General features: G+C 41.2%; 17 protein-coding genes. 12 read left to right on the plus strand and 5 right to left on the minus strand.

Features of this window, described 5'->3' with window-relative positions:
* Positions 1 to 52: 52 nt before the first annotated feature.
* Positions 53 to 2,632, plus strand: a complete 2,580-nt coding sequence (gene clpB, locus MKI85_RS01640; RefSeq protein WP_241624350.1) for an ATP-dependent chaperone ClpB — start codon at positions 53 to 55, stop codon at positions 2,630 to 2,632.
* A 211-nt stretch (positions 2,633 to 2,843) separates the two neighbouring features.
* Positions 2,844 to 4,133, plus strand: coding sequence for a DUF945 family protein (locus MKI85_RS01645; RefSeq protein WP_241624352.1), 1,290 nt, complete (start codon positions 2,844 to 2,846; stop codon positions 4,131 to 4,133).
* A gap of 64 nt (positions 4,134 to 4,197) precedes the next feature.
* Here the strand turns inward: MKI85_RS01645 and rlmKL are convergent, their stop codons facing one another.
* The gene (gene rlmKL, locus MKI85_RS01650; protein ID WP_241624355.1) at positions 4,198 to 6,402 is read right to left on the minus strand and encodes a bifunctional 23S rRNA (guanine(2069)-N(7))-methyltransferase RlmK/23S rRNA (guanine(2445)-N(2))-methyltransferase RlmL; all 2,205 of its coding nucleotides are present in this window, start codon (positions 6,400 to 6,402) and stop codon (positions 4,198 to 4,200) included.
* A 262-nt stretch (positions 6,403 to 6,664) separates the two neighbouring features.
* On the opposite strand from rlmKL, the gene MKI85_RS01655 reads away from it, so the two are divergent.
* The 6 genes from MKI85_RS01655 (at position 6,665) to MKI85_RS01680 (ending at position 12,722) form a co-directional block, all read left to right on the plus strand.
* Positions 6,665 to 7,009 carry a hypothetical protein gene (locus MKI85_RS01655; RefSeq protein ID WP_413350714.1) on the plus strand — a complete coding sequence of 115 codons (345 nt, stop codon included), beginning with the start codon at positions 6,665 to 6,667 and terminating at the stop codon, positions 7,007 to 7,009.
* A gap of 250 nt (positions 7,010 to 7,259) precedes the next feature.
* Positions 7,260 to 8,276, plus strand: a complete 1,017-nt coding sequence (locus MKI85_RS01660; RefSeq protein WP_241624358.1) for an aspartate carbamoyltransferase catalytic subunit — start codon at positions 7,260 to 7,262, stop codon at positions 8,274 to 8,276.
* Positions 8,277 to 8,285: 9 nt separating this feature from the next.
* Positions 8,286 to 9,521, plus strand: coding sequence for a dihydroorotase (locus tag MKI85_RS01665; RefSeq protein ID WP_241624360.1), 1,236 nt, complete (start codon positions 8,286 to 8,288; stop codon positions 9,519 to 9,521).
* A gap of 156 nt (positions 9,522 to 9,677) precedes the next feature.
* Complete coding sequence (locus MKI85_RS01670) at positions 9,678 to 11,135, plus strand: OmpA family protein (protein WP_241624362.1); 1,458 nt, start codon at positions 9,678 to 9,680, stop codon at positions 11,133 to 11,135.
* Positions 11,136 to 11,349: 214 nt separating this feature from the next.
* Positions 11,350 to 12,051 (plus strand): VIT1/CCC1 transporter family protein, encoded by a 702-nt coding sequence (locus tag MKI85_RS01675; RefSeq protein WP_241624364.1) that lies wholly within the window; start codon positions 11,350 to 11,352, stop codon positions 12,049 to 12,051.
* A 446-nt stretch (positions 12,052 to 12,497) separates the two neighbouring features.
* Positions 12,498 to 12,722 carry a hypothetical protein gene (locus tag MKI85_RS01680; RefSeq protein ID WP_241624366.1) on the plus strand — a complete coding sequence of 75 codons (225 nt, stop codon included), beginning with the start codon at positions 12,498 to 12,500 and terminating at the stop codon, positions 12,720 to 12,722.
* A gap of 110 nt (positions 12,723 to 12,832) precedes the next feature.
* Here MKI85_RS01680 and bioB read toward each other — a convergent pair whose 3' ends face one another.
* Both bioB and queG read right to left on the minus strand, forming a co-directional pair.
* The gene (gene bioB / locus MKI85_RS01685) at positions 12,833 to 13,822 is read right to left on the minus strand and encodes a biotin synthase BioB (RefSeq protein WP_241624368.1); all 990 of its coding nucleotides are present in this window, start codon (positions 13,820 to 13,822) and stop codon (positions 12,833 to 12,835) included.
* A gap of 299 nt (positions 13,823 to 14,121) precedes the next feature.
* Entirely contained in the window at positions 14,122 to 15,222 is a 1,101-nt protein-coding gene (gene queG / locus MKI85_RS01690) for a tRNA epoxyqueuosine(34) reductase QueG (RefSeq protein WP_241624371.1), read from the minus strand.
* A 21-nt stretch (positions 15,223 to 15,243) separates the two neighbouring features.
* Between queG and MKI85_RS01695 the strand changes: the two genes are divergently transcribed.
* Both MKI85_RS01695 and MKI85_RS01700 read left to right on the plus strand, forming a co-directional pair.
* Positions 15,244 to 16,734, plus strand: a complete 1,491-nt coding sequence (locus tag MKI85_RS01695) for an NAD(P)H-hydrate dehydratase (RefSeq protein ID WP_241624373.1) — start codon at positions 15,244 to 15,246, stop codon at positions 16,732 to 16,734.
* Positions 16,734 to 17,009 (plus strand): acylphosphatase, encoded by a 276-nt coding sequence (locus MKI85_RS01700; protein WP_241624375.1) that lies wholly within the window; start codon positions 16,734 to 16,736, stop codon positions 17,007 to 17,009. The genes MKI85_RS01695 and MKI85_RS01700 overlap by 1 nt, the downstream gene beginning before the upstream one ends.
* Positions 17,010 to 17,043: 34 nt before the next feature.
* On the opposite strand, the gene ruvC is transcribed toward MKI85_RS01700, so the two are convergent.
* A complete protein-coding gene (gene ruvC, locus MKI85_RS01705; protein ID WP_241624376.1) occupies positions 17,044 to 17,589 on the minus strand; it encodes a crossover junction endodeoxyribonuclease RuvC in 546 nt (181 codons plus the stop codon).
* 615 nt (positions 17,590 to 18,204) lie between these two features.
* Here ruvC and MKI85_RS01710 point away from each other — a divergent pair.
* Positions 18,205 to 18,786: an FxsA family protein gene (locus MKI85_RS01710; protein WP_241624378.1), complete on the plus strand. Its 582-nt coding sequence runs from the start codon at positions 18,205 to 18,207 to the stop codon at positions 18,784 to 18,786.
* A gap of 136 nt (positions 18,787 to 18,922) precedes the next feature.
* Positions 18,923 to 19,561, plus strand: a complete 639-nt coding sequence (locus tag MKI85_RS01715) for a LysE family transporter (protein WP_241624380.1) — start codon at positions 18,923 to 18,925, stop codon at positions 19,559 to 19,561.
* Here MKI85_RS01715 and MKI85_RS01720 read toward each other — a convergent pair.
* Positions 19,539 to 19,730, minus strand: a complete 192-nt coding sequence (locus MKI85_RS01720) for a hypothetical protein (protein WP_241624382.1) — start codon at positions 19,728 to 19,730, stop codon at positions 19,539 to 19,541. The genes MKI85_RS01715 and MKI85_RS01720 overlap by 23 nt on opposite strands.
* Positions 19,731 to 19,868 lie beyond the last annotated feature (138 nt).

Consider the following 19,868-nt stretch of genomic DNA (forward strand, 5'->3'; position numbering starts at 1 on the left):
TAAGTTCCCATATATCCTACAAGTTAAAAATTTGTTGTGAGGAATAACAAGAATGCGTTTCGAGAAATTTACAAATCGCTTACAGCAAGCGCTCTCCGATGCACAATCTTTGGCTATGGGCAAGGATCATACCTCCATAGACGGTATTCATGTGCTCTCCACTCTACTGGAAGAAGCTTCTAATATGAGTCTTCTGCAACAGTCAGGCGCCAATCTACGTGATTTGCAAAGCAAATTGCAGCAGGCATTGAAAGATGCACCTACACTGGCAAATCCAACTGGTGATATCAACCTGAGTCCAGAAGCTGTCAAAACCCTGAATCTGGCGGATAGCTATGCGCAAAAAGCAGGTGATGAGTTTCTTTCTACGGATTGGGTGTTGTTGGCTCTTGCAGAAGTGGGGGCAACCAAGTCTCTATTAAATAGCGTAAGCGTAACCAGCGACAGCTTACGTAAAGTAATTGATAAAATTCGAGGGGATGAGAAGGTCATGAGTAATAATCATGAAGATCAACGTGATTCACTAAATAAATATACGATAGATTTAAATGAACGTGCTCTAGATGGAAAACTTGATCCAGTTATTGGGCGTGATGATGAAATCCGACGCACGATTCAGGTGTTGTCTCGTCGTACCAAAAATAACCCTGTATTGATTGGTGAGCCAGGGGTGGGTAAAACGGCCATTGTGGAAGGCTTGGCACAGCGTATTGTAAATGGTGAAGTCCCAGAGAGCTTAAAAGGCAAGCGAGTACTTTCGCTTGATTTAGGTTCATTGCTTGCGGGTGCCAAATACCGTGGTGAATTTGAAGAACGCCTCAAAGCGGTACTTAAAGATTTAGCCAAACACGAAGGCGAGATCATTCTGTTCATCGATGAGCTGCATACCTTGGTAGGCGCAGGGAAAGGCGATGGGGCAATGGATGCAGGCAATATGCTGAAACCTGCCTTGGCGCGCGGAGAGTTGCGCTGTGTGGGTGCTACCACCTTGGATGAATATCGTCAGTACATTGAAAAAGATGCTGCCTTAGAGCGTCGTTTCCAGAAGGTATTGGTTGATGAACCAAGTGTGGAAGATACCATTGCCATCCTACGTGGGCTTAAAGAAAAGTATGCAACCCACCACGGTGTACAGATTCTGGATTCCGCGATTATTGCCGCTGCGAAAATGTCACATCGTTACATTACCGATCGTCAATTACCAGACAAAGCCATTGACCTGATTGATGAAGCTGCGTCACGAATTAAAATGGAGTTGGACTCCAAGCCTGAAGCCCTCGATAAACTTGATCGCCGCTTAATTCAGTTGAAGATGCAACTTGAGGCAGTGAAAAAAGATGAAGATGCTGGGGCCAAAGGTGAGATCAAACTGTTAGAAGAGCAGATTGCAACAGTTGAGAAAGAATATAACGATCTTGAAGAGATTTGGCGTGCTGACAAAGCTTTGGTAGAAGGCAACAAAGATATTCAAGTGAAGCTGGATCAAGCGCGTATAGCTTTAGAAAAAGCACAACGTGAAGGTGATTTAGCCGAAGCTGGACGTCTGCAATATGGTGTGATTCCTGAATTGCAAAAGCAACTGGAACGTATTGAGGTGGCGGAAGAAAATGAAGCACCAAAACTATTGCGTAACAAAGTCACGGATAATGAAATTGCTGAGGTGGTGAGTGCCGCTACGGGGATTCCAGTTTCTAAAATGCTGCAAGGTGAACGTGAAAAACTGTTACAGATGGAAGATTTCTTACATAACCGCGTGGTGGGACAAGATGAAGCTGTGGTGGCTGTATCAAATGCAGTGCGTCGTTCACGTGCAGGTTTGTCTGATCCAAACCGTCCGAGTGGTTCATTCCTGTTCCTCGGACCAACGGGTGTAGGTAAAACAGAATTGACCAAAGCCTTGGCAAACTTCCTGTTCGATAGCGATGATGCCATGATTCGTATCGATATGAGTGAATTCATGGAGAAACATTCGGTTAGTCGTTTAGTCGGTGCACCTCCAGGTTATGTGGGTTATGAAGAAGGTGGGGTGTTAACTGAAGCAGTTCGTCGGAAACCATATAGCGTGGTGTTGTTTGATGAGGTTGAGAAAGCACATCCAGATGTTTTCAATATCTTATTGCAGGTATTGGATGATGGTCGCCTGACCGATTCACAAGGTCGTGTGGTGGACTTCAAGAATACCGTGATTGTGATGACTTCAAACCTAGGTTCACAAGATGTGCGTGAATTAGGTGAAGGTGCAACAGAGGATGAAGTGCGTGCAGTAGTGATGAGTGCGGTATCGCAACACTTCCGTCCAGAGTTCATTAACCGTATTGATGAGCTAGTGATCTTCCATTCATTGAAGAAAGCACAAATTCGTGGCATTGCCGATATTCAGTTGGATCGTTTACGTAGCCGTTTAGTTGAGCGTGATTTGAGCTTGTCTGTTGAAGATACTGCATTTGACCAATTGATTGATGCTGGTTTTGACCCAATTTATGGCGCGCGACCATTAAAACGTGCCATTCAACAACAGGTTGAAAACCCATTAGCGCAAAAAATTCTTGCTGGAGAGTTCCAACCTGGCGATACCATTTTAATCAAATCGGATCACGGTCATTTAGTCTTTGATAAAATGAAATTGAGCTAAAATTGAACATAGAAAAACCAGCTTCGGCTGGTTTTTTTATGTGACAAGTCTCGGTCTGAAATTTATATTCTGAGTCAGAAAGTGACATAAATAAGCAGATATCTGTGATAAGTATCACTCATAAGGTGCTTATATGTAAAACAATTATCTTTATTTTGGGTTTTTGATTATACTGCATGCACATAATAAGCAGACAATATGAGTCATATAAATGTCAAAAATAAAGTGGGGTGTTGGAGGGGTTGTTGCGGTTGCGACATTGGCTGTAGGTGGAAATTTATATGCAGATAAAACTCTGCAAACTTACTATCAGCAAGAAGCAAAACAGCCAAGTAAAAATCTCAGCTTGAACTATCGGAACTTTCAGATGGGTGCTTTTCAAGGCAGTGCTGACTGGACAGCTGAACTGACCCTTGATCCATGTAAGCCGAAAGATGTCATCAAAATTGCTGGGCGTGATCATATTCAGCGCAGTTGGAATGGTTATCAAATTCAATCCGATATTAAAATTGTTCAAGCAGATAGCGCATTCAAACCTTTACTGAATCAACCATTAAAGCTTCAAACTCACGTCAATTGGTTGGGTGCGATGAAATCGACCCTGACTACGCCAGAGATTGTGCGTAATGAAGCGAAAATGCAGGCACGCTTAGATCCAGTAACTTTAGAGTATCGTACTAAATCGGTTGATGATCAGCTTCAGGTACAGGATCTAACCTTAAAAATTCCCAATTTAACAGTAACGGATGCGGAAACACATTTCCAAATGACGGGGTTAACCTTACAAACCAATCAGGGGTTAAGTGGCAATTATCTGGAAGCTGGAAAAACCAAAATCCATATGGATTTGCTAAAAATGTCGGATCGTAGTTTGAACAATCCGATGAGTGCAGAGTTAAAGAATTACCGCATTGAAGCTGAAAGCGATTTGACGGAACGGGTATTGAATACGAAATTTTCAATTCAGGCTGATGAAATGAAAGTGCCTTATTCACCAGTCATGCAAAATATTCAGTTCAACTTCAATTTACAGGATCTCAATCGTGCCAAACTTCAGACCTTTTTCGATGTAGTGGAAAAGCGTGAGAATAGCTGTTTAGCAAAAGAGACGTTACTGGAAGATCTTGAACCTGCATTACTTGCTGTAATCAATGAAGGCTTTAAATTTGAGTCTAAGGATAATCAACTTAAAGTGGGTACGGGCGAAGCTAAAGCCAGTTTGACGGGGCGCTTTATGCCTAGTCATCAAAAAACTTTAAAAGGCATGGTGAGTATGGTACCGAGTTTGGTGGAATATAAAGCCGACATGCAGTTTGATAAAAACATGGTTGCATCCATTATGAAGAGTTTACCGGGTCAGACGCAGCAGTCGATGTCTGATCAAGAGTTGGAAAGTATATTAAGCAGTATGCAACAGTCAGGGCAACTGAAACGCGATGGTGATGTGATGAAAATGTCGATGGAATATAAATATGGCGAGAAGAAATTTCTCACGGAATAAGCATTTTAATTGACATCTATCTTATAAAAAAAAGACCGCTTCTGCGGTCTTTTTCATGTCTGGATTAAATAGGGTGGTGTTGGATTTTCCATGCGCGGTGAATTTTTTGATTGCGCTTGAAGTCAGGACCAATGGTTTCTTGGGTGATTTCTTGCACATTAAACATCGCTTCAATTTCCTCATCCAACTCGAAACCGCGGTAGTTGTTCGAGAAGTATAAAGTACCTTCGGTGGTTAAGCGGTTCATGGCACGTTTCAGTAGAGAAATGTGGTCACGTTGCACATCAAAGGTTCCATAGAACTTCTTAGAATTCGAGAAGGTTGGTGGATCAATGAAAATCAGATCATATTGCTCATGACCTTCTTTGAGCCATTCAAAACAGTCGCTAGCAAAGAATTGATGCTGTTCATCGGCATGATCAACAGTTAAACCATTTAAGACGAAGTTTTCTTTTGACCAGTTCAGGTAAGTATTAGACAAGTCCACGCTAGTCGTACTTGCAGCGCCACCTAAAGCGGCATGTAAACTTGCCGTTGAGGTGTAGCTATACAAGTTTAGGAAATGTTTGCCACGTGCTTCTTTGGCAATACGTAAACGAATTTGACGATGATCAAGGAACAGACCTGTATCTAGATAGTCAGTCATGTTCACTAAAATTTTGGCTTTACCTTCCTGTACGATAAAGCGTTTTGAGGCTGTACTTTGTTTGGTGTACTGATTTTTACCTTCTTGACGTGCACGCGTTTTAATGAAAATTGCATCACGTCCTAAGCCAGTCACGGCACGAATGGCAGCTAAAGCCAAGTTAAAACGCTTTTTGGCTTTTTCAGGATCAATAGTTTTTGGTGGTGCGTACTCTTGAACGTGTAGACGATCCCCATACAAGTCAACAGCGACATTAAAATCAGGTAAGTCAGCATCATACAAACGCAGGCAGAATACATTATCTTTCACAGCCCATTTTTTCAGGGTCTGCATGTTTTTCTGTAAACGATTGGCAAAATCTTCAGCACCTTCAATCGGCTCAAATTGCAGTGGTTGCCAAGTTTCGAGGAATGGCTTCACAACGCTAGCAGGTTTGATCTTGCCTAAACGGACGTAGATTGGCAATTTACCATTCATCAAACGCATGGTTTGCGGATCACTAAACGCCATCACGTCCGCTTGTTCAACGGCTGCTGCAATGACTGCGGCAGTTTGATTCGGGAAATTCTTTTGTAATAGCGCAGACAAGCCCAAATACAAGGCACGGTTAGAGGCTTTATCACCTAAGCGCTCACCATAAGGTGGGTTAGTCACAATAAAGGCAGTTTGGTTGCCAAGTTCAAAATCGGGCCAGTCGGATAGGGTGCGCTCTTCCATCTGGATTAGATCGAGCTGGTTTTCAAAACCGGCTGCGATGATATTTTGTTTGGTTGCTTTGACCGCTTCCCAATCTGCGTCGAAGGCATAGAACTTCGGTAAAGGTTGTTCAAGTGCTTGTTGATGGCGTTCAGCTGCTTCTGCTTTAATCGACATCCACAAGTCATGATTATGACCATTCCAGCCATTAAAACCGAAACGACGGACTAAGCCTGGTGCACGGTCTGTCAACAGCATTAAAGATTCAATAATGAAGGTACCCGAACCACACATTGGGTCCAAAATGATATCTGGGCGTAATTCTAGTAGTTTTGCTTTTTGCAAAATGGCGGCAGCAAGGTTTTCTTTGATTGGAGCATCCGTCATAAAACGACGATAGCCGCGTTTATGCAACGAATCACCCGATAAGTCTAGGCAGTAGGTATGTTCAGTTTTACCCGCAAGGACATACAAGGTAATTTCAGGTTGTTTGGTATCAATACTTGGACGACGACCAACCGCCTCCATGAACGAGTCCACCACACCATCTTTGACACGTAAAGTTGCGAATTGGCTGTTTACCATAATTTCACGTTCAACGTGCAAACGAATGGCAAAAGTACTTTGTGGTGCAAAAATAAGTGACCAGTCAAAGCTGATCGCACCTTCATACAGTTCTTCAGCAACATCACGCGCATCATGACTGCGTTCAAGTTCATGGGTATGAATAGGGAGCAGAACACGTGAAGCCAAACGTGACCACATGCAAATACGATAGGCTTGTTCTAATGTGCCTTTAAAAATTAAACGCCCTGGAAAGCGTTCAATTTGTTCGATGCCTAGACCTTGTAATTCTTCTTGGAGTAAGGTTTCTAGCCCATCTGCACATGTGACCCAATAGTTGCTTAAACGGGAAGAGCTATTCATAAATTAGATAGACCAAAATTTTAAAAAAATACTTCCTAAAGTTTAACTGATTTTGGCGTTGAAAGCTTTTTAAATTGCGTGTTTGCAAAAATAGATCATAGAAAAATACCCTTTTAATTACGTGGTTCTCAAAAACTGGTATGCATTTTGCTAAATCAAGAACAATAAATGGCGATGCGCATTGTAGTTTTACTTTACTTGTTCAATCTGCTGTGAACTCATTATTCGTATTAAATTTAATAAAACTGGGGGATTGAAAGAGATGTCTAATCACGGATTTGTTGCTCATCCTGAGGCTTTTTCTGCTGCAACTTTGATTTATACACGATTACGCCGTGTGTCTGGGCGCGTCATTGATGCGATGTACCTTGCGGAAAACAAGGCGTATGCCCGATATGTAGTCGATTTGGCTTTGGCAACAGGAGATGCAGAGTTGGTTCGTCAAGCTGAACGTTTACGCAGTTTTATGGATTTAGATACAGTGATTGAACTCGAGGTGATGACTGAAACCGTAGTTGAGCCGACTCATTATCGTGAAGATGAAGTGACTGAGGAAGAAATCTATCGTGCGCAGGTGCATCATCACTATATTGGTGCATTACGCTAAATCTTGTCGCAAATTAGGTAACTCATTATCTTAATTTAAGCCAATCATCTTAAATCCCAAATTTAGGGTGATTGGTCGGTTACGCTTTGAGTGATAAATTTTGTTTAAATTATCTTATTGAAATAACGCATAGGAAAATAAGAAAGCATTTTAAATATCATTATATTTTCTTTTGAGTGCCGAAAACTTCAACTGCCAAATCTGGGGAATCTCTGTATAATACGTTAACTTAACGTATAAGGAATCTCTCATGCACTTGGCGGCATTGCATACTCCGAGTCAGATTCAACTCAATAAAGATGGAAATCTAAAGCATTTCCTGACCATCGAAGGGCTATCGAAAGCCACACTCACGAAAATATTGGACACAGCGCAGTCCTTTTTTAATGACCAAAATCAGCTGATAACCAACAACCTGCTAGAAGGTCGTACGGTCATGAATTTGTTCTTTGAAAATTCGACTCGTACCCGTACCACTTTTGAAGCGGCTGCAAAACGTTTATCTGCAAATGTACTGAATATTGATATTGCACGTTCAAGTACCTCTAAGGGTGAAACTTTACGCGACACGCTGTGGAATTTAGAGGCGATGGCGGCAGATATCTTTGTCGTGCGTCATTCATCTTCAGGTGCAGCACACTTTATTGCACAGACAGTTTGCCCACATGTCGCAATCATCAATGCAGGCGATGGGCGTCATGCACATCCAACTCAAGCCATGTTGGATATGTTGACCATTCGCCGTGAAACCAAGAAGCCATTTGAAGAGCTGAGTGTCGCGATTATTGGTGATATTAAACATTCACGTGTTGCGCGTTCTGATGTTGCAGCTTTACAAACTTTGGGTTGTAAGGATATTCGTGTCATTGCACCGAACACTTTATTGCCACATGGTTTTGAAGAATATGGTTCAGGCGTGCGTTTATTTAACAAAATGGATGAAGGTGTGAAAGACTGCGATGTGATTATCACCTTGCGTATTCAAAATGAACGTATTGATTCGCCAGCCCTGTCTTCTCAATCTGAATTCTATAAAATGTTTGGTTTGAACAAAGAACGTTTAGCTTTGGCGAAACCTGATTGTATCGTGATGCATCCTGGTCCAATGAACCGTGGCGTAGAAATTGATTCAAGTATTGCAGATGGTCCGCAATCGGTGATTTTAAATCAGGTGACCAATGGTATTGCCGTGCGTATGGCGGTATTGGCGTTGTCAATGCAAGGTCAATTACAAGAACAAGGTCTATTAGAAGCGATTGCGGGATAAGAGAAAGTCATGAGTATTGTAAAAATTGAAAATGTCCGTGTCTTAGACCCAATTCAGCAAACCGACTCTGTGCAAACGGTTTATTTAGAACAGGGCAAATTGGTTGCTGCTAAAGATGCAGTTGAAGCGACACTGGATGGACAAGGTAAATGGTTAATGCCAACCATGGTGGATTTGTGTGCACGTTTACGTGAACCAGGTCAGCAACAGCATGGAACGTTAAAGTCTGAAGGTAAGGCTGCACGTGAGAATGGTATTTTGCATGTGTTTACCCCGCCAGATTCAAAGCCGATTGTGCAAGACAATGGGGCTTTGATTCACGGTCTGGTTGAAAAAGCCATGTTGGATGGTGGTATCTATTTACAAGTCATTGGTGCTCAGACCCAAGGTCTAAAAGGGCAACAACCTGCGAATATGGCAGGCTTGAAAAAAGGTGGTTGTACCGCTGTTTCAAATGCCAATGCTCCTTTTGCCAATGATGATGTCGTGATTCGTACTTTGGAATATGCTGCAGGTCTTGGTCTGACTGTCGTGTTCTATGCTGAAGAGCCACAAATTGCCAAAGATGGTTGTGTGCATGAAGGCTTTATTGCGTCGCGTCAAGGCTTGCCAATGATTCCAGCTTTAGCTGAAACTGTGGCGATTGCTAAATACCTACTGATGATTGAAGCAACGGGTGTACATGCACACTTTAGTTTGTTGTCATGCGGTGCTTCAGTTGAGTTAATCAGGATTGCGAAAGAGAAAGGTTTACCTGTAACCGCTGATGTCGCAATGCATCAACTGCACTTAACCGATAGTCTGATTGATGGCTTTAATGCCTTGGCACATGTGCGCCCGCCTTTACGCTCTGAAAAAGATCAAGAACGTTTACGCCAAGGCGTGAAAGATGGTGTGATTGATGCGATTTGTACGCATCATGAACCATTGAGCAGCTCGGCTAAAATGGCACCATTTGCTGAAACAGAGCCAGGTTTTACTGCATTTGATACCTATGTATCTTTAGGTGTGCAATTGGTTAAAGAAGGTCTATTTACTCCATTAGAATGGGTGGAAAAAGTGACTTTAGCCCCTGCTAAAGTGGCTAATATGCAAGACCGTTGGATGGAAGAAGCAGGTTGGGTCTTGGTTGATCCCGAGCTTGAGTGGACTTTGACCAAGGAAAGCATTTTGTCCCAAGGTAAAAATACACCGTTAATTAATCAGACTTTGACAGGGAAAGTATTACAAACTTTTCATGCTTAATTTTTGACAGACAAAAGCCAGCAATTGCTGGCTTTTTTTATAACTTGCTTTTGTGCAATGGTGAAAGAGGTTCTGAAAATACAATAATTTACACTGTTTAAAAAATGAGCATATACACTATTTCAATAATGCTTCAAAAGAATAAGAGGGCAGAAAATGCTGACGAATATTATTGAATTACTGCAGCAACAAGTGACACCCATGGTATTACAGTCGGAGACTGAACATTTACTTGAAAAGAAACATGCGCTAGATAACTTTTATCCTATTCTCTTAAGTTTGTTGAAGGACAAACCAGAATATATTTCAGAGTTACAAAATCATTTAAACCCGCGCTTGACCGATATTTTTACAACGCATACCTCACTCAAAGAAAAATTCATAGAAGCGATTGGAGCAACAGCACCGCCATCAGAAATAGAAGAGGCATTGAACCATGCAATTGCGCCAACCATAGGGGTACTGGAAACACAAGCTGGCTCCAGTAATCAGCATACCATTGAGCATTTTTTACAGCAGCATGCAACCGATATTGCAGTAGCTTTACCTTTGTGGGCGAAACCCTTACTGGCGGCATTAGGAGTGAATACCTTAGTTGGACAAACGGTACATCAAAGTCCAAGTTCGACGTCTTATATTGGATCTGAGAAAAGCACTCGCTGGTGGGTGCCAGTTCTATTTATTGTTGTATTGGGTTTGGTTTTCGCCTTGCTGTTTAAAATGTGTAGTCGAGAAGAACAATCTAGTACTGTAGCAAATACCAGAGTTGCGAGTGTACCTGCTAAATTTCAACTGACTACGGGACAAGATGGGTTACTTGTGACCTGTCAAATATTGACTGCAAATAAATCTTATATTGATATTTTACAGAATGAAGTGAAGCAGATTTTTGCCCACCCTGTGGGATGTGGGGCAGATGATAATATTAATTTGCATACGGCATTTATAGATCAGGATGCAATTCCGAGTGTATTGAAAATAATAAAAGGTACTCCAAATGTATCCATCACGTGGATGGGGGATCAATTGGCTATTCAGGCTGAAAGTAATACTGTTGCCAATGATCTGGTACAGCAAATACAACCTTTAGTTCCAAATATGCACATTGTGACTCAGCAACCATTAGATGTAAGCAAAGCAGTAGATACCAGTGTTAGTGATGCGGAAAAAGCCCTTTCAAGTTTGAATCAAGATCATATAAAAGCACTGGATGTTGCAACGGCATTGAATTTGCAAATCATTAATTTTGAGCCATATTCCAGTGAAATTCCTGAAATCAATAAGTCTATTTTAGACCAAGCTGCAGCATTAATTAAGCGCGCTCCGCAAGTAGAACTGGTAATTGAGGGGCATACAGACAATGTGGGAACTGCTCAAGAAAATAAAGAACTTTCAGTGAAAAGAGCACAAGCGGTGATGGAATATTTGATTAAACAAGGGGTGGATCCTGCCAAACTACAGGCTGTAGGTTTAGGTGCAGAGCAACCAATCGCGGAAAATGGTACGCCTGAAGGGCAATTTAAAAATCGCCGTATTGAGTTTAAAGTATTAAATACCGAAACTGGCACAGTTCGTAAGGTGAATGAGGAAGGCGTAAATTCTGGTGGATATTAACCGTTATACTCAAGCTGAATTGATGTAATGACAAATGACGCAAGAAAAGGACTTTGCTGTTGAGCGGTAAAGTCCTTTCTTATTGCATCTCCAATAAAGGTTAAATCCATGAAAATGCGATAAGTATTCATAGACAAGTTTGGGAAGTAAGCACCAATTGGCTTAAAATAGAATGCATGATGAACAGCAACAATAAACTTTGACGAGCATATAGATGAGAAGATCGATTCATAAAGAGCAGCATAATTTAGAAAAAACAGGGTGGTTGCGTGCTGCGGTGTTGGGGGCGAATGATGGCATTATCTCAGTCACCAGTCTGGTGATTGGTGTGGTTGCCAGTGGAGCAGGGCAACAGACGATTTTTATTACCTGCCTAGCGGGTTTAATTTCTGGTGCGATCTCGATGGCGGCAGGTGAATATATCTCGGTTAAGTCTCAATCAGATATTGAAGAAGCAGATTTAGCACTGGAACGTCGTGAACTCGAGATTAATCCAGAACAAGAATTAAAAGAGTTAACCCAAATCTATATTCATCGAGGATTGGATGAACAGTTGGCACATGAAGTTGCAGTTCAATTAACAGCACATGATTCTTTGGCTGCTCATGCACGTGATGAAATTGGTATTAATGAAATGACCGTGGCCAAGCCTATACAGGCAGCCTTGTCATCAGCCCTGTCATTTTCAGTTGGTGCAGTGATTCCCTTGTTGGCCGTGCTATTTGCTCCCGCACACTATCTCGCAAATTCAATTGTGATTGTTTCAATTTTCGCGTTATTGGCACTTGGTGCACTGGCAAGCTATACCGCAGGTTCTCCAGTTTGGAAAGGTGCATTGAGAGTATTATTTTGGGGATGTTTTGCAATGTTAATCACCAGCGCAATTGGTTCATTATTTGATGTGAGTGTGGCGTAGTACTCAGTATATAGCCTTTCATGACTTTCCGATGAAATGCAGCAGAAGCGCTTTAATTTTATTTTCCATTTGATAAAAATGTGATACTTATAACGTAATGTATCTGATAATTTGGATGCATAGAGGTTTCAGGACAGAAACTGGTAAGCGACAAAAAATTAAACAAGGAGTTTAAGATGCTTCAATTACTCAGAAAGTTACTTTGTTTCCACATTTATGAATATGAGCAAATGCAGGAAATAGGTGAACATCTGGAATGCAGAAAATGCGGGGATAATAAAACGACGTAGTGGTTGAATTGTTCCAGCTAAATCCGAAGTGAGCTAATCATTTCGGATTTTGTTCTTTTAAAGTCTGGGTAAATGATGAGTAAATTTTTCATCAAGTTTATTATCTGATTCGCTAAAGCCGTTACAATGATTTAATCCAGTTTTTACCGATTCAATATGTCTAAAGATTTTCAAAAAGAAACTTATATTGTAGATGATCAACTTGCGGATACGTTGACGTGGTTGTGTCATCATCAAGACTGTTATGAACGCTTTGAATATGATGCTATAGCCGAGCAATTAACTGTTTTTCATGCCAATGGCGCCGATATTATTCGAAAAGGGGATTACCTCAATGCACAATACGGCATTTTGATAACCGCACATAATTTTGCTGGTTAAGATGCTGATTATTGATTGAGTGAGTTATCAAATCTTAAATAAAATACAAATAAAAAAGCCAATTCTTAGAACTGGCTTTTTTATTAGGCTTAGGAACTTAAAAAGTCCTATTAACCTGCCATTGCATCTACAGAAAGTTCAGCAACAGTTGGTTTTGCTTTTTCAGCAACTAAACCTAATTTATTGAAGAGTTGTTTGTCACGCCCTTCACCTGCATTTGGCGTAGTGAGTAATTTCTCACCTGAGAACAGTGAGTTTGCACCTGCCATGAATGCTAATGCTTGGTCAGAATCAGATAAAGATTCACGACCAGCAGAAAGACGAATATAGCTTTCAGGCATAATGATACGCGCAACAGCGATTGTACGAATCCACTCAGTGACTTCTAGTTTTTCAACATCTGCCAATGGTGTGCCTTCAATTGGAACCAACATGTTGATTGGCACTGACTCTGGATGAAGCGGTAAAGTTGCAAGTTCAAGCAATAGACCAATACGGTCTGCTGTGTCTTCACCCAGACCGACGATACCACCACTACATACTTTCATGCCCGCACCGCGAACATATTCAAGTGTATTTAAGCGATCATCGAAAGTACGGGTACTGATAATATTTGAATAGTATTCGCGTGAAGTATCAAGGTTGTGGTTGTAGTAGTCTAGACCAGCATCTTTTAAGCGTTCAGCTTGAGACTGGTTTAACATGCCTAAAGTCATGCAAGTTTCTAAACCTAAGGCTTTTACTTCACGAACCATTTCAAGTACATAAGGCATATCACGCTCGTGCGGGTTACGCCATGCAGCACCCATACAGAAGCGAGAAGAACCAGATTCTAATGCCTCTTTTGCTTCACTAATCACTTTTTCTACGGCAATGCGTTTTTCTGCTTCCAGCTTTGAATCGTAGCGTGCAGACTGCGAGCAGTATTTGCAATCTTCAGGGCATTTACCTGTTTTAATTGATAATAAAGTGCTGACTTGAATGGTATTGGCATCGAAATGCTCACGATGAACTTTTTGTGCTTGGAAAACCAAGTCTAAAAAAGGTTGTTCATATAAAGCTTGAATTTCTTCACGCGTCCAATCATTACGTACAGTCATTCTAGGAAGTCCATCATCTGTATTCTTTATTGGCTTTAATAATACAGATTTCGTGCCAAAACCAAAGGCAAAAAAAACCAAAACTTATAGTATCTGACGATTAATTTTGGCAGATAGAATGAGCGATTAGATATAAGACTTAGTCACAAAGTCAGCTAATTTTAGCGAAAATTACGTGCAAAGTTTTTAAATTCGCTAGTGAATATTGTGGCAAACACGTAACTATCCTTTTTATAAAACAATAACTTTGCAAAGATCTGTAAAAGCTCGCTCTATAAATTCACCATAGAAACCTAGTTTTAAACTGTTTGAGATTTAAGCAGCTGCTCTTGAATTGCCCAGTCGATATGGACTTGCACAATGTCATCATGCAAGTGACGCGTTTCATGCAAAGTTTGTAGAATTAAGCTGGAAAATGGGGCATTTCCCAAACCAATTGCGATATTTCGCATAAAGCTTTGATAGCCTGTGCGTCGTATTGGACTGCCTTCGGTATTGGCTAAAAACGTTGCTTCATCCCAATGCCATAGATCTAATAAAGTAACTCGATCTAGATCATGGCGTGGATTAAAATCTTCAATACTGGCTTTTTGCGCAAAACTGTTCCAAGGACAAATCAGTTGGCAGTCATCACAGCCAAACACTCGATTGCCAATGCCGCGTCTGAGTTCTTCAGGGATAATACCTTTGTATTCAATGGTCAAATAAGCAATACATTTACGTGCATCAAGCATATACGGTTCGACAATGGCTTGCGTCGGGCAAATATCGATACAAGCTGTACAAGAGCCACAATGTTTGGTGGTTGGTGTATCAAAAGGTAAATCGAGAGAAGTAAACAATTCCCCTAACACAAAAAATGACCCTGATTTTTTATGAATGAGTAAGGTATGTTTGCCTGTCCAACCCATCCCTGCATTTTCAGCCAAAGACTTTTCGAAAATAGGGGCGGAATCTGCAAAAGGTCGGGATTCAAAATCACCTACACGTTCCCGAATACGTGTTGCCAAGGTTTTAAGACGTCCACGCATGATTTTGTGATAGTCACGTCCACGTGCATAACGCGCAATAATCGCGGCATTCGGTTCATTGGGAACATAGCGAGGCTTGGGTGTTTCCACCAAATAATTCATACGTACACAGATAATGCTCCGTGTTCCTGGAACCAGTAGGGTTGGATCGGCACGCTTGTCCAAGTTTTCTTCAAGATAGGTCATATCTGCATGATAACCACGCTTTAAATATTCTTTAAAACGCGCTAATTCTGCTTGAGCATCTGGTTTGGCAATGACACAATCAGCAAAACCCAAGTCTAAAGCCTGAGCTTTGATCCATACTTTCAGTTCTTGAGGATCAAGCTGTTGCAGTGAGATTTTTGAGGAAGAAGAGGTCGAAGCCATAAACCAATAATAGGGATAAACATGCAACGTTCAGTTTACCATAGCCGCGAAATTCAAGCATGGGAGCAACGTTGGTTTGCTCAGCAAAATTCATCATTGGGCTTAATGCAGCAAGCAGCTTGGACAATTGTTCAGCAGTTGTTGCCGCAATTTGAACAAAAGAAAATTAAAAAAATAGCAGTGTGGTGTGGGCAGGGCAATAATGCGGGGGATGGTTATTTTATTGCAGGTTATTTGAAACAGGCAGGTTTACAAGTCACTGTTTTAACCACTGAACGAGGACCTTCTTCTGATTTACATCAGGCATACTTATTTGCGCAGTCACAGCATATTTCGTTTACTGTTATCGAAACACTAATTACAGAATCTGAATTACAACAATTAGAATACTTTGAATGCCATATTGATGCCTTATTTGGCATAGGCTTGAACCGCGAGTTGAATCAAGCTTGGCAAAAGATCATTCATTTGTTTAATGCACAAGCGGGACTAAAAATTGCGGTGGATATTCCGAGTGGTTTGCAGGCAAATACGGGGCAGGCTTTACCTTGTGCGATTCAGGCAGATCACACTTTCACTTTACTGGGTTATAAAGCTGGCTTATTTACAGGACAGGGCAAAGAGTTTGTCGGTCAACTGCATTTACTGAGCCCTATTCCACGTGATGAAAAATTACATCCCATCGCTCTGTTATCAGCAAAGAATATTACTTTGCCGCAACGACAAGCGTTTGGTCACAAAGGTAGCTATGGGCATGTCTTGGTGGTGGGTGGTCATGCCGATATGGGTGGTGCGGTGATTATGGCAGCTGAGGCTGCTTTTCATGCGGGTGCGGGAAAAGTCAGTGTGATCTGTCATGCCAAGCATCATCAAGCAATTTTGTCACGTGCGCCGAATATTATGGTGCGAGATATTAATGCTTTGGATAAAGAGGGCATTCAACAACTCCTTTCACATATCGATGCCGTCTGTTTTGGCATGGGACTTGGACGGGATGAATGGGCAGCACAGATCTTTCAGCAGTGGTTCGAACTGCTCAATCAAAATGCGCATTTAGAAGTGGTATTAGATGCTGATGGACTTTGGTTTTTGGCGAAAGACCAGCAAAAGTTGAATGATCATATATATGCAACGCCGCATTCGGGTGAAGCTGCGACTTTATTGGGTTGTACAGCTACGGAAATTGAGCAAGATCGTATCACTGCAATTCATCGATTACGTGAAACCTTTGCAGGACAATGGGTTCTGAAAGGGGCAGGAAGTTTAATCTTAGAGGATGAATTGTATATTTGTACCCAAGGCAATGCGGGCATGGGAACAGGGGGGATGGGAGATGTGCTCGCAGGCATGGTGGCGAGTTTAAAGGCCCAATTCCATGAAGATATTACCTTACATGAAATTGTCAGCTTGCATGCCCAAGCAGGTGATCTGTTAGCACAGCAAGGGATGCGTGGTTTGCAGGCGCATGCGATGGGTGAAGCAATTTATCAAGTGGTGAATGGAAAGCAGTGATGAACAAGAGTTATAAACTTACTATTTCAGGCAAAGTTCAGGGTGTGGGCTACCGTCGCTGGTTTCAACGTCAAGCCATGCAATTGCAAGTTCAGGGATGGGTTAGAAATATAGCCACAGGTGAAGTTGAAGCTCTTGTCATTACAGATGCTGGAAAGCTTGAAAATTTGATTGAATGCGCTTATCAGGGACCACCACTTGCACAGGTCACCGAGGTGGTTTGGATTGAAATAGAAAATACGGTGCTAACGAATGATTTTCAAATCTTAAAGTAAATGAGTGTCAGACAATTTTTCAGATCTTTTAAAATTATCGTCTTCGGCTGCTAGAGCGACTACGCCCACGCGCCATGCCTCCCAGAGCATTCAATACAGCCAATTTACTCAAACTACCAGATGCATGTGCATGGCAAATGGCAGCAGCCAGTGCGTCGGCAGCATCGGCTTGTGGGGTCACACTGAGATTGAGTAACTTCACCACCATCATTTGCACTTGTTCTTTATCTGCTGCACCGTAACCGACAACAGATTGTTTGATTTGGCGCGCGGTGTATTCTGCGACTTGAAGGTCTAAATTCACTAGAGCTGCAATGGCTGCGCCACGTGCTTGACCCAGTTTAAGTGCGGAGTCTGGGTTTTGTGCCATAAATACTTGTTCAACTGCGGCTTCAGTTGGTCCGTGGAATTTAACAATACGCTCAACACCCGCGAAGATGCGTTTCAAACGCTCAGGCATATCTTTACTTTCGGTACGAATAGTGCCAGCATCCACAAAGCGTAATTTTTGACCGTCTTTTTCTATAATTCCATAGCCGGTGAGGCGTGAACCTGGGTCAATCCCAATGATTAATGACATAATTTAGCTTAATAAAATTGAAATATTGATGCAGATTTTGCAAGTGATCTTTAATTATATGTTTTTACGAAGCATGAAGAACAGTTATTTCGTTTGAATCATAGATTAGGCTGACTATTCGTCTATATTTTTCTCGGTTACTTCTGTAGTTCGTGATTCTGAATCAAATGGTTCAAAAAAAAAATCTAGTACGGCTGTGTTTAAACCAAGAAATTTGATCATCAAAGGTTTTGAATCAATTCTTACTTTAATGCCTAGGAAGAATCTAGAAGATTATTTACTTGAATTTAAGGGAGTTGATGCTCACTCGTACAGTCGTTGGTTGTGACTAGTAGGCTGTCTAAATTGGAGTCATAATTTATTAATCAGATCCATTTGTGTGATGAATAGGTGCATTCTACTGCACTTAAATAAGGACATTTCAATATCAGCCAAACCCTGTATCCAGCATCAAAGCAATGCAATAGATTAGGATTGTTTGTACTATTTTTTTGAGTCAGGACTTTAAAAATCAAAAAAAGCCCTTATAGATATTTTTAGTCATCAAAAAATAAAGTTTAAGTAAACTTTTAGATGATGACCTTTATTTTTATTTTAGAGATTTGATTAGTTTTCATGAAATTATTTCTGATTGTTCTTGCTGGCTTAATTCTGGAAGTATTCGTCTGGATCGGCGTAGGTGATCTCGTCGGCAGTATGTGGTACGTGTTTTTCTGGTTTGTCGCAGCCTTCTTTATTGGACTAAATATTGTCCGTAAATATTCGGCTGGGATTATGCCGCAAATGCAACAAATGCAAACTGGACAAATGAGTGGTGATCCTGCATTTACAGGGAACTTGCCGAAGATTTTTGCGGGTTTTCTATTGTTAATTCCAGGTTTAATCAGTGATGTACTCGCGGTACTGTTGCTTATTCCAGCAGTACAAACCGCATTACAAGCAGCGCTTATGAAAACCATGATGAAACGTCAGCAAGCCATGATGAATAAAATGATGGGTGGCATGATGGGAGATATGAATGGCGGCATGGGCGGAGCGCAAGGACAAAATCCTTTTGCCGATTTAATGCGCCAAATGCAAGATATACAAAATCAGCAGACTGGCGGTCAATACCGCGATTCTAGCGTAATTGATGGTGAAGCACGTGAAGTGACACCAGAAGCCAAGAAAATTGAAATGAAAGATATTAATAAATAATTAGATTCATTCAATCTATTATTAAACCGAAGTATCTTCGAAGATCCTTCGGTTTTTTTATATGTGATAAATACAGTAAAAAATTGAACAAGCGTTATAATCAGGCACTCATGCAATTTAACTGCTTTATAACAATATGTCTTTACTCCTTACCATCTGTGCTTTGCACTTTGTTGCTCAATTGACCCCTGGTCCCGATGTACTGCTGATCGCCAAAAGTTCGGCTTCCACAACACGATTAAATACCTTGAAAATCATTCTTGGCATTTCCGCGGGGATTGTGGTTTGGGTGGTACTCACCTTGTTGGGCTTTACCGTGCTGATTGAACAGTTCCCGTGGATTCAGCAAGTTTTAATGTTAATTGGGGGATTCTTTCTTGCTCGTATGGGATGGGGAATGCTGAAGGAAGGTCTAAACTCAGCGCAGAGTCCGCAGTTAGAGGGAACATTGAGCATGCCAGAAGGAAAGCAGAAGTTTTTTCTTTTAGGCTTATTCACCAATTTATCCAATCCAAAGACGCTGATTTATTTTAGTAGCGTATTTTCTTTGGCTTTGGGTTCTTCTGCGAATGCCAATTTAAAATCACAATTGGCGGTCATTATTCCTATTCAAACTTTTTTGGTGTTTAGTTTATTCATGTTCATCATGTCGACACCAAAAATCAAAGCCTTATATCAACGTGCAGGGCATTATATCGATATATTATCAGGTGCATTGTTTCTGGTATTTGCCATTTGGCTATGGTACGACGCTATTCAGATGTTTTGGGTGTAGTATCCGCTATTGAAATTGGTGTTGAAGTGGTATTTTCGATTTCAGTCTTCTTTGCAGTATCTGCATAACTGTTTGGTTTGAGCGTTGTTTCAGTGTTTTCGGAACCCTGAAATTTATGACTGCGGTTTGCACGCTCACGGAGTCCTCCTTTTTTGATGAGTTTTACCATCGATAAGTCCTCGACTGAATGACTGAATTTGTGTGTAGTTTACTAGAATAATTGGCATAGTGACATTGGATCAAAACTTATAAACCTCATTACATCTTTAAATTCATCACCATTAAAGAAAAGAAAAAGTAAAACAGA

It is taken from the genome of Acinetobacter zhairuonensis (assembly GCF_022601715.1).
In the GTDB taxonomy this organism is placed as follows: Bacteria; Pseudomonadota; Gammaproteobacteria; order Pseudomonadales; family Moraxellaceae; genus Acinetobacter.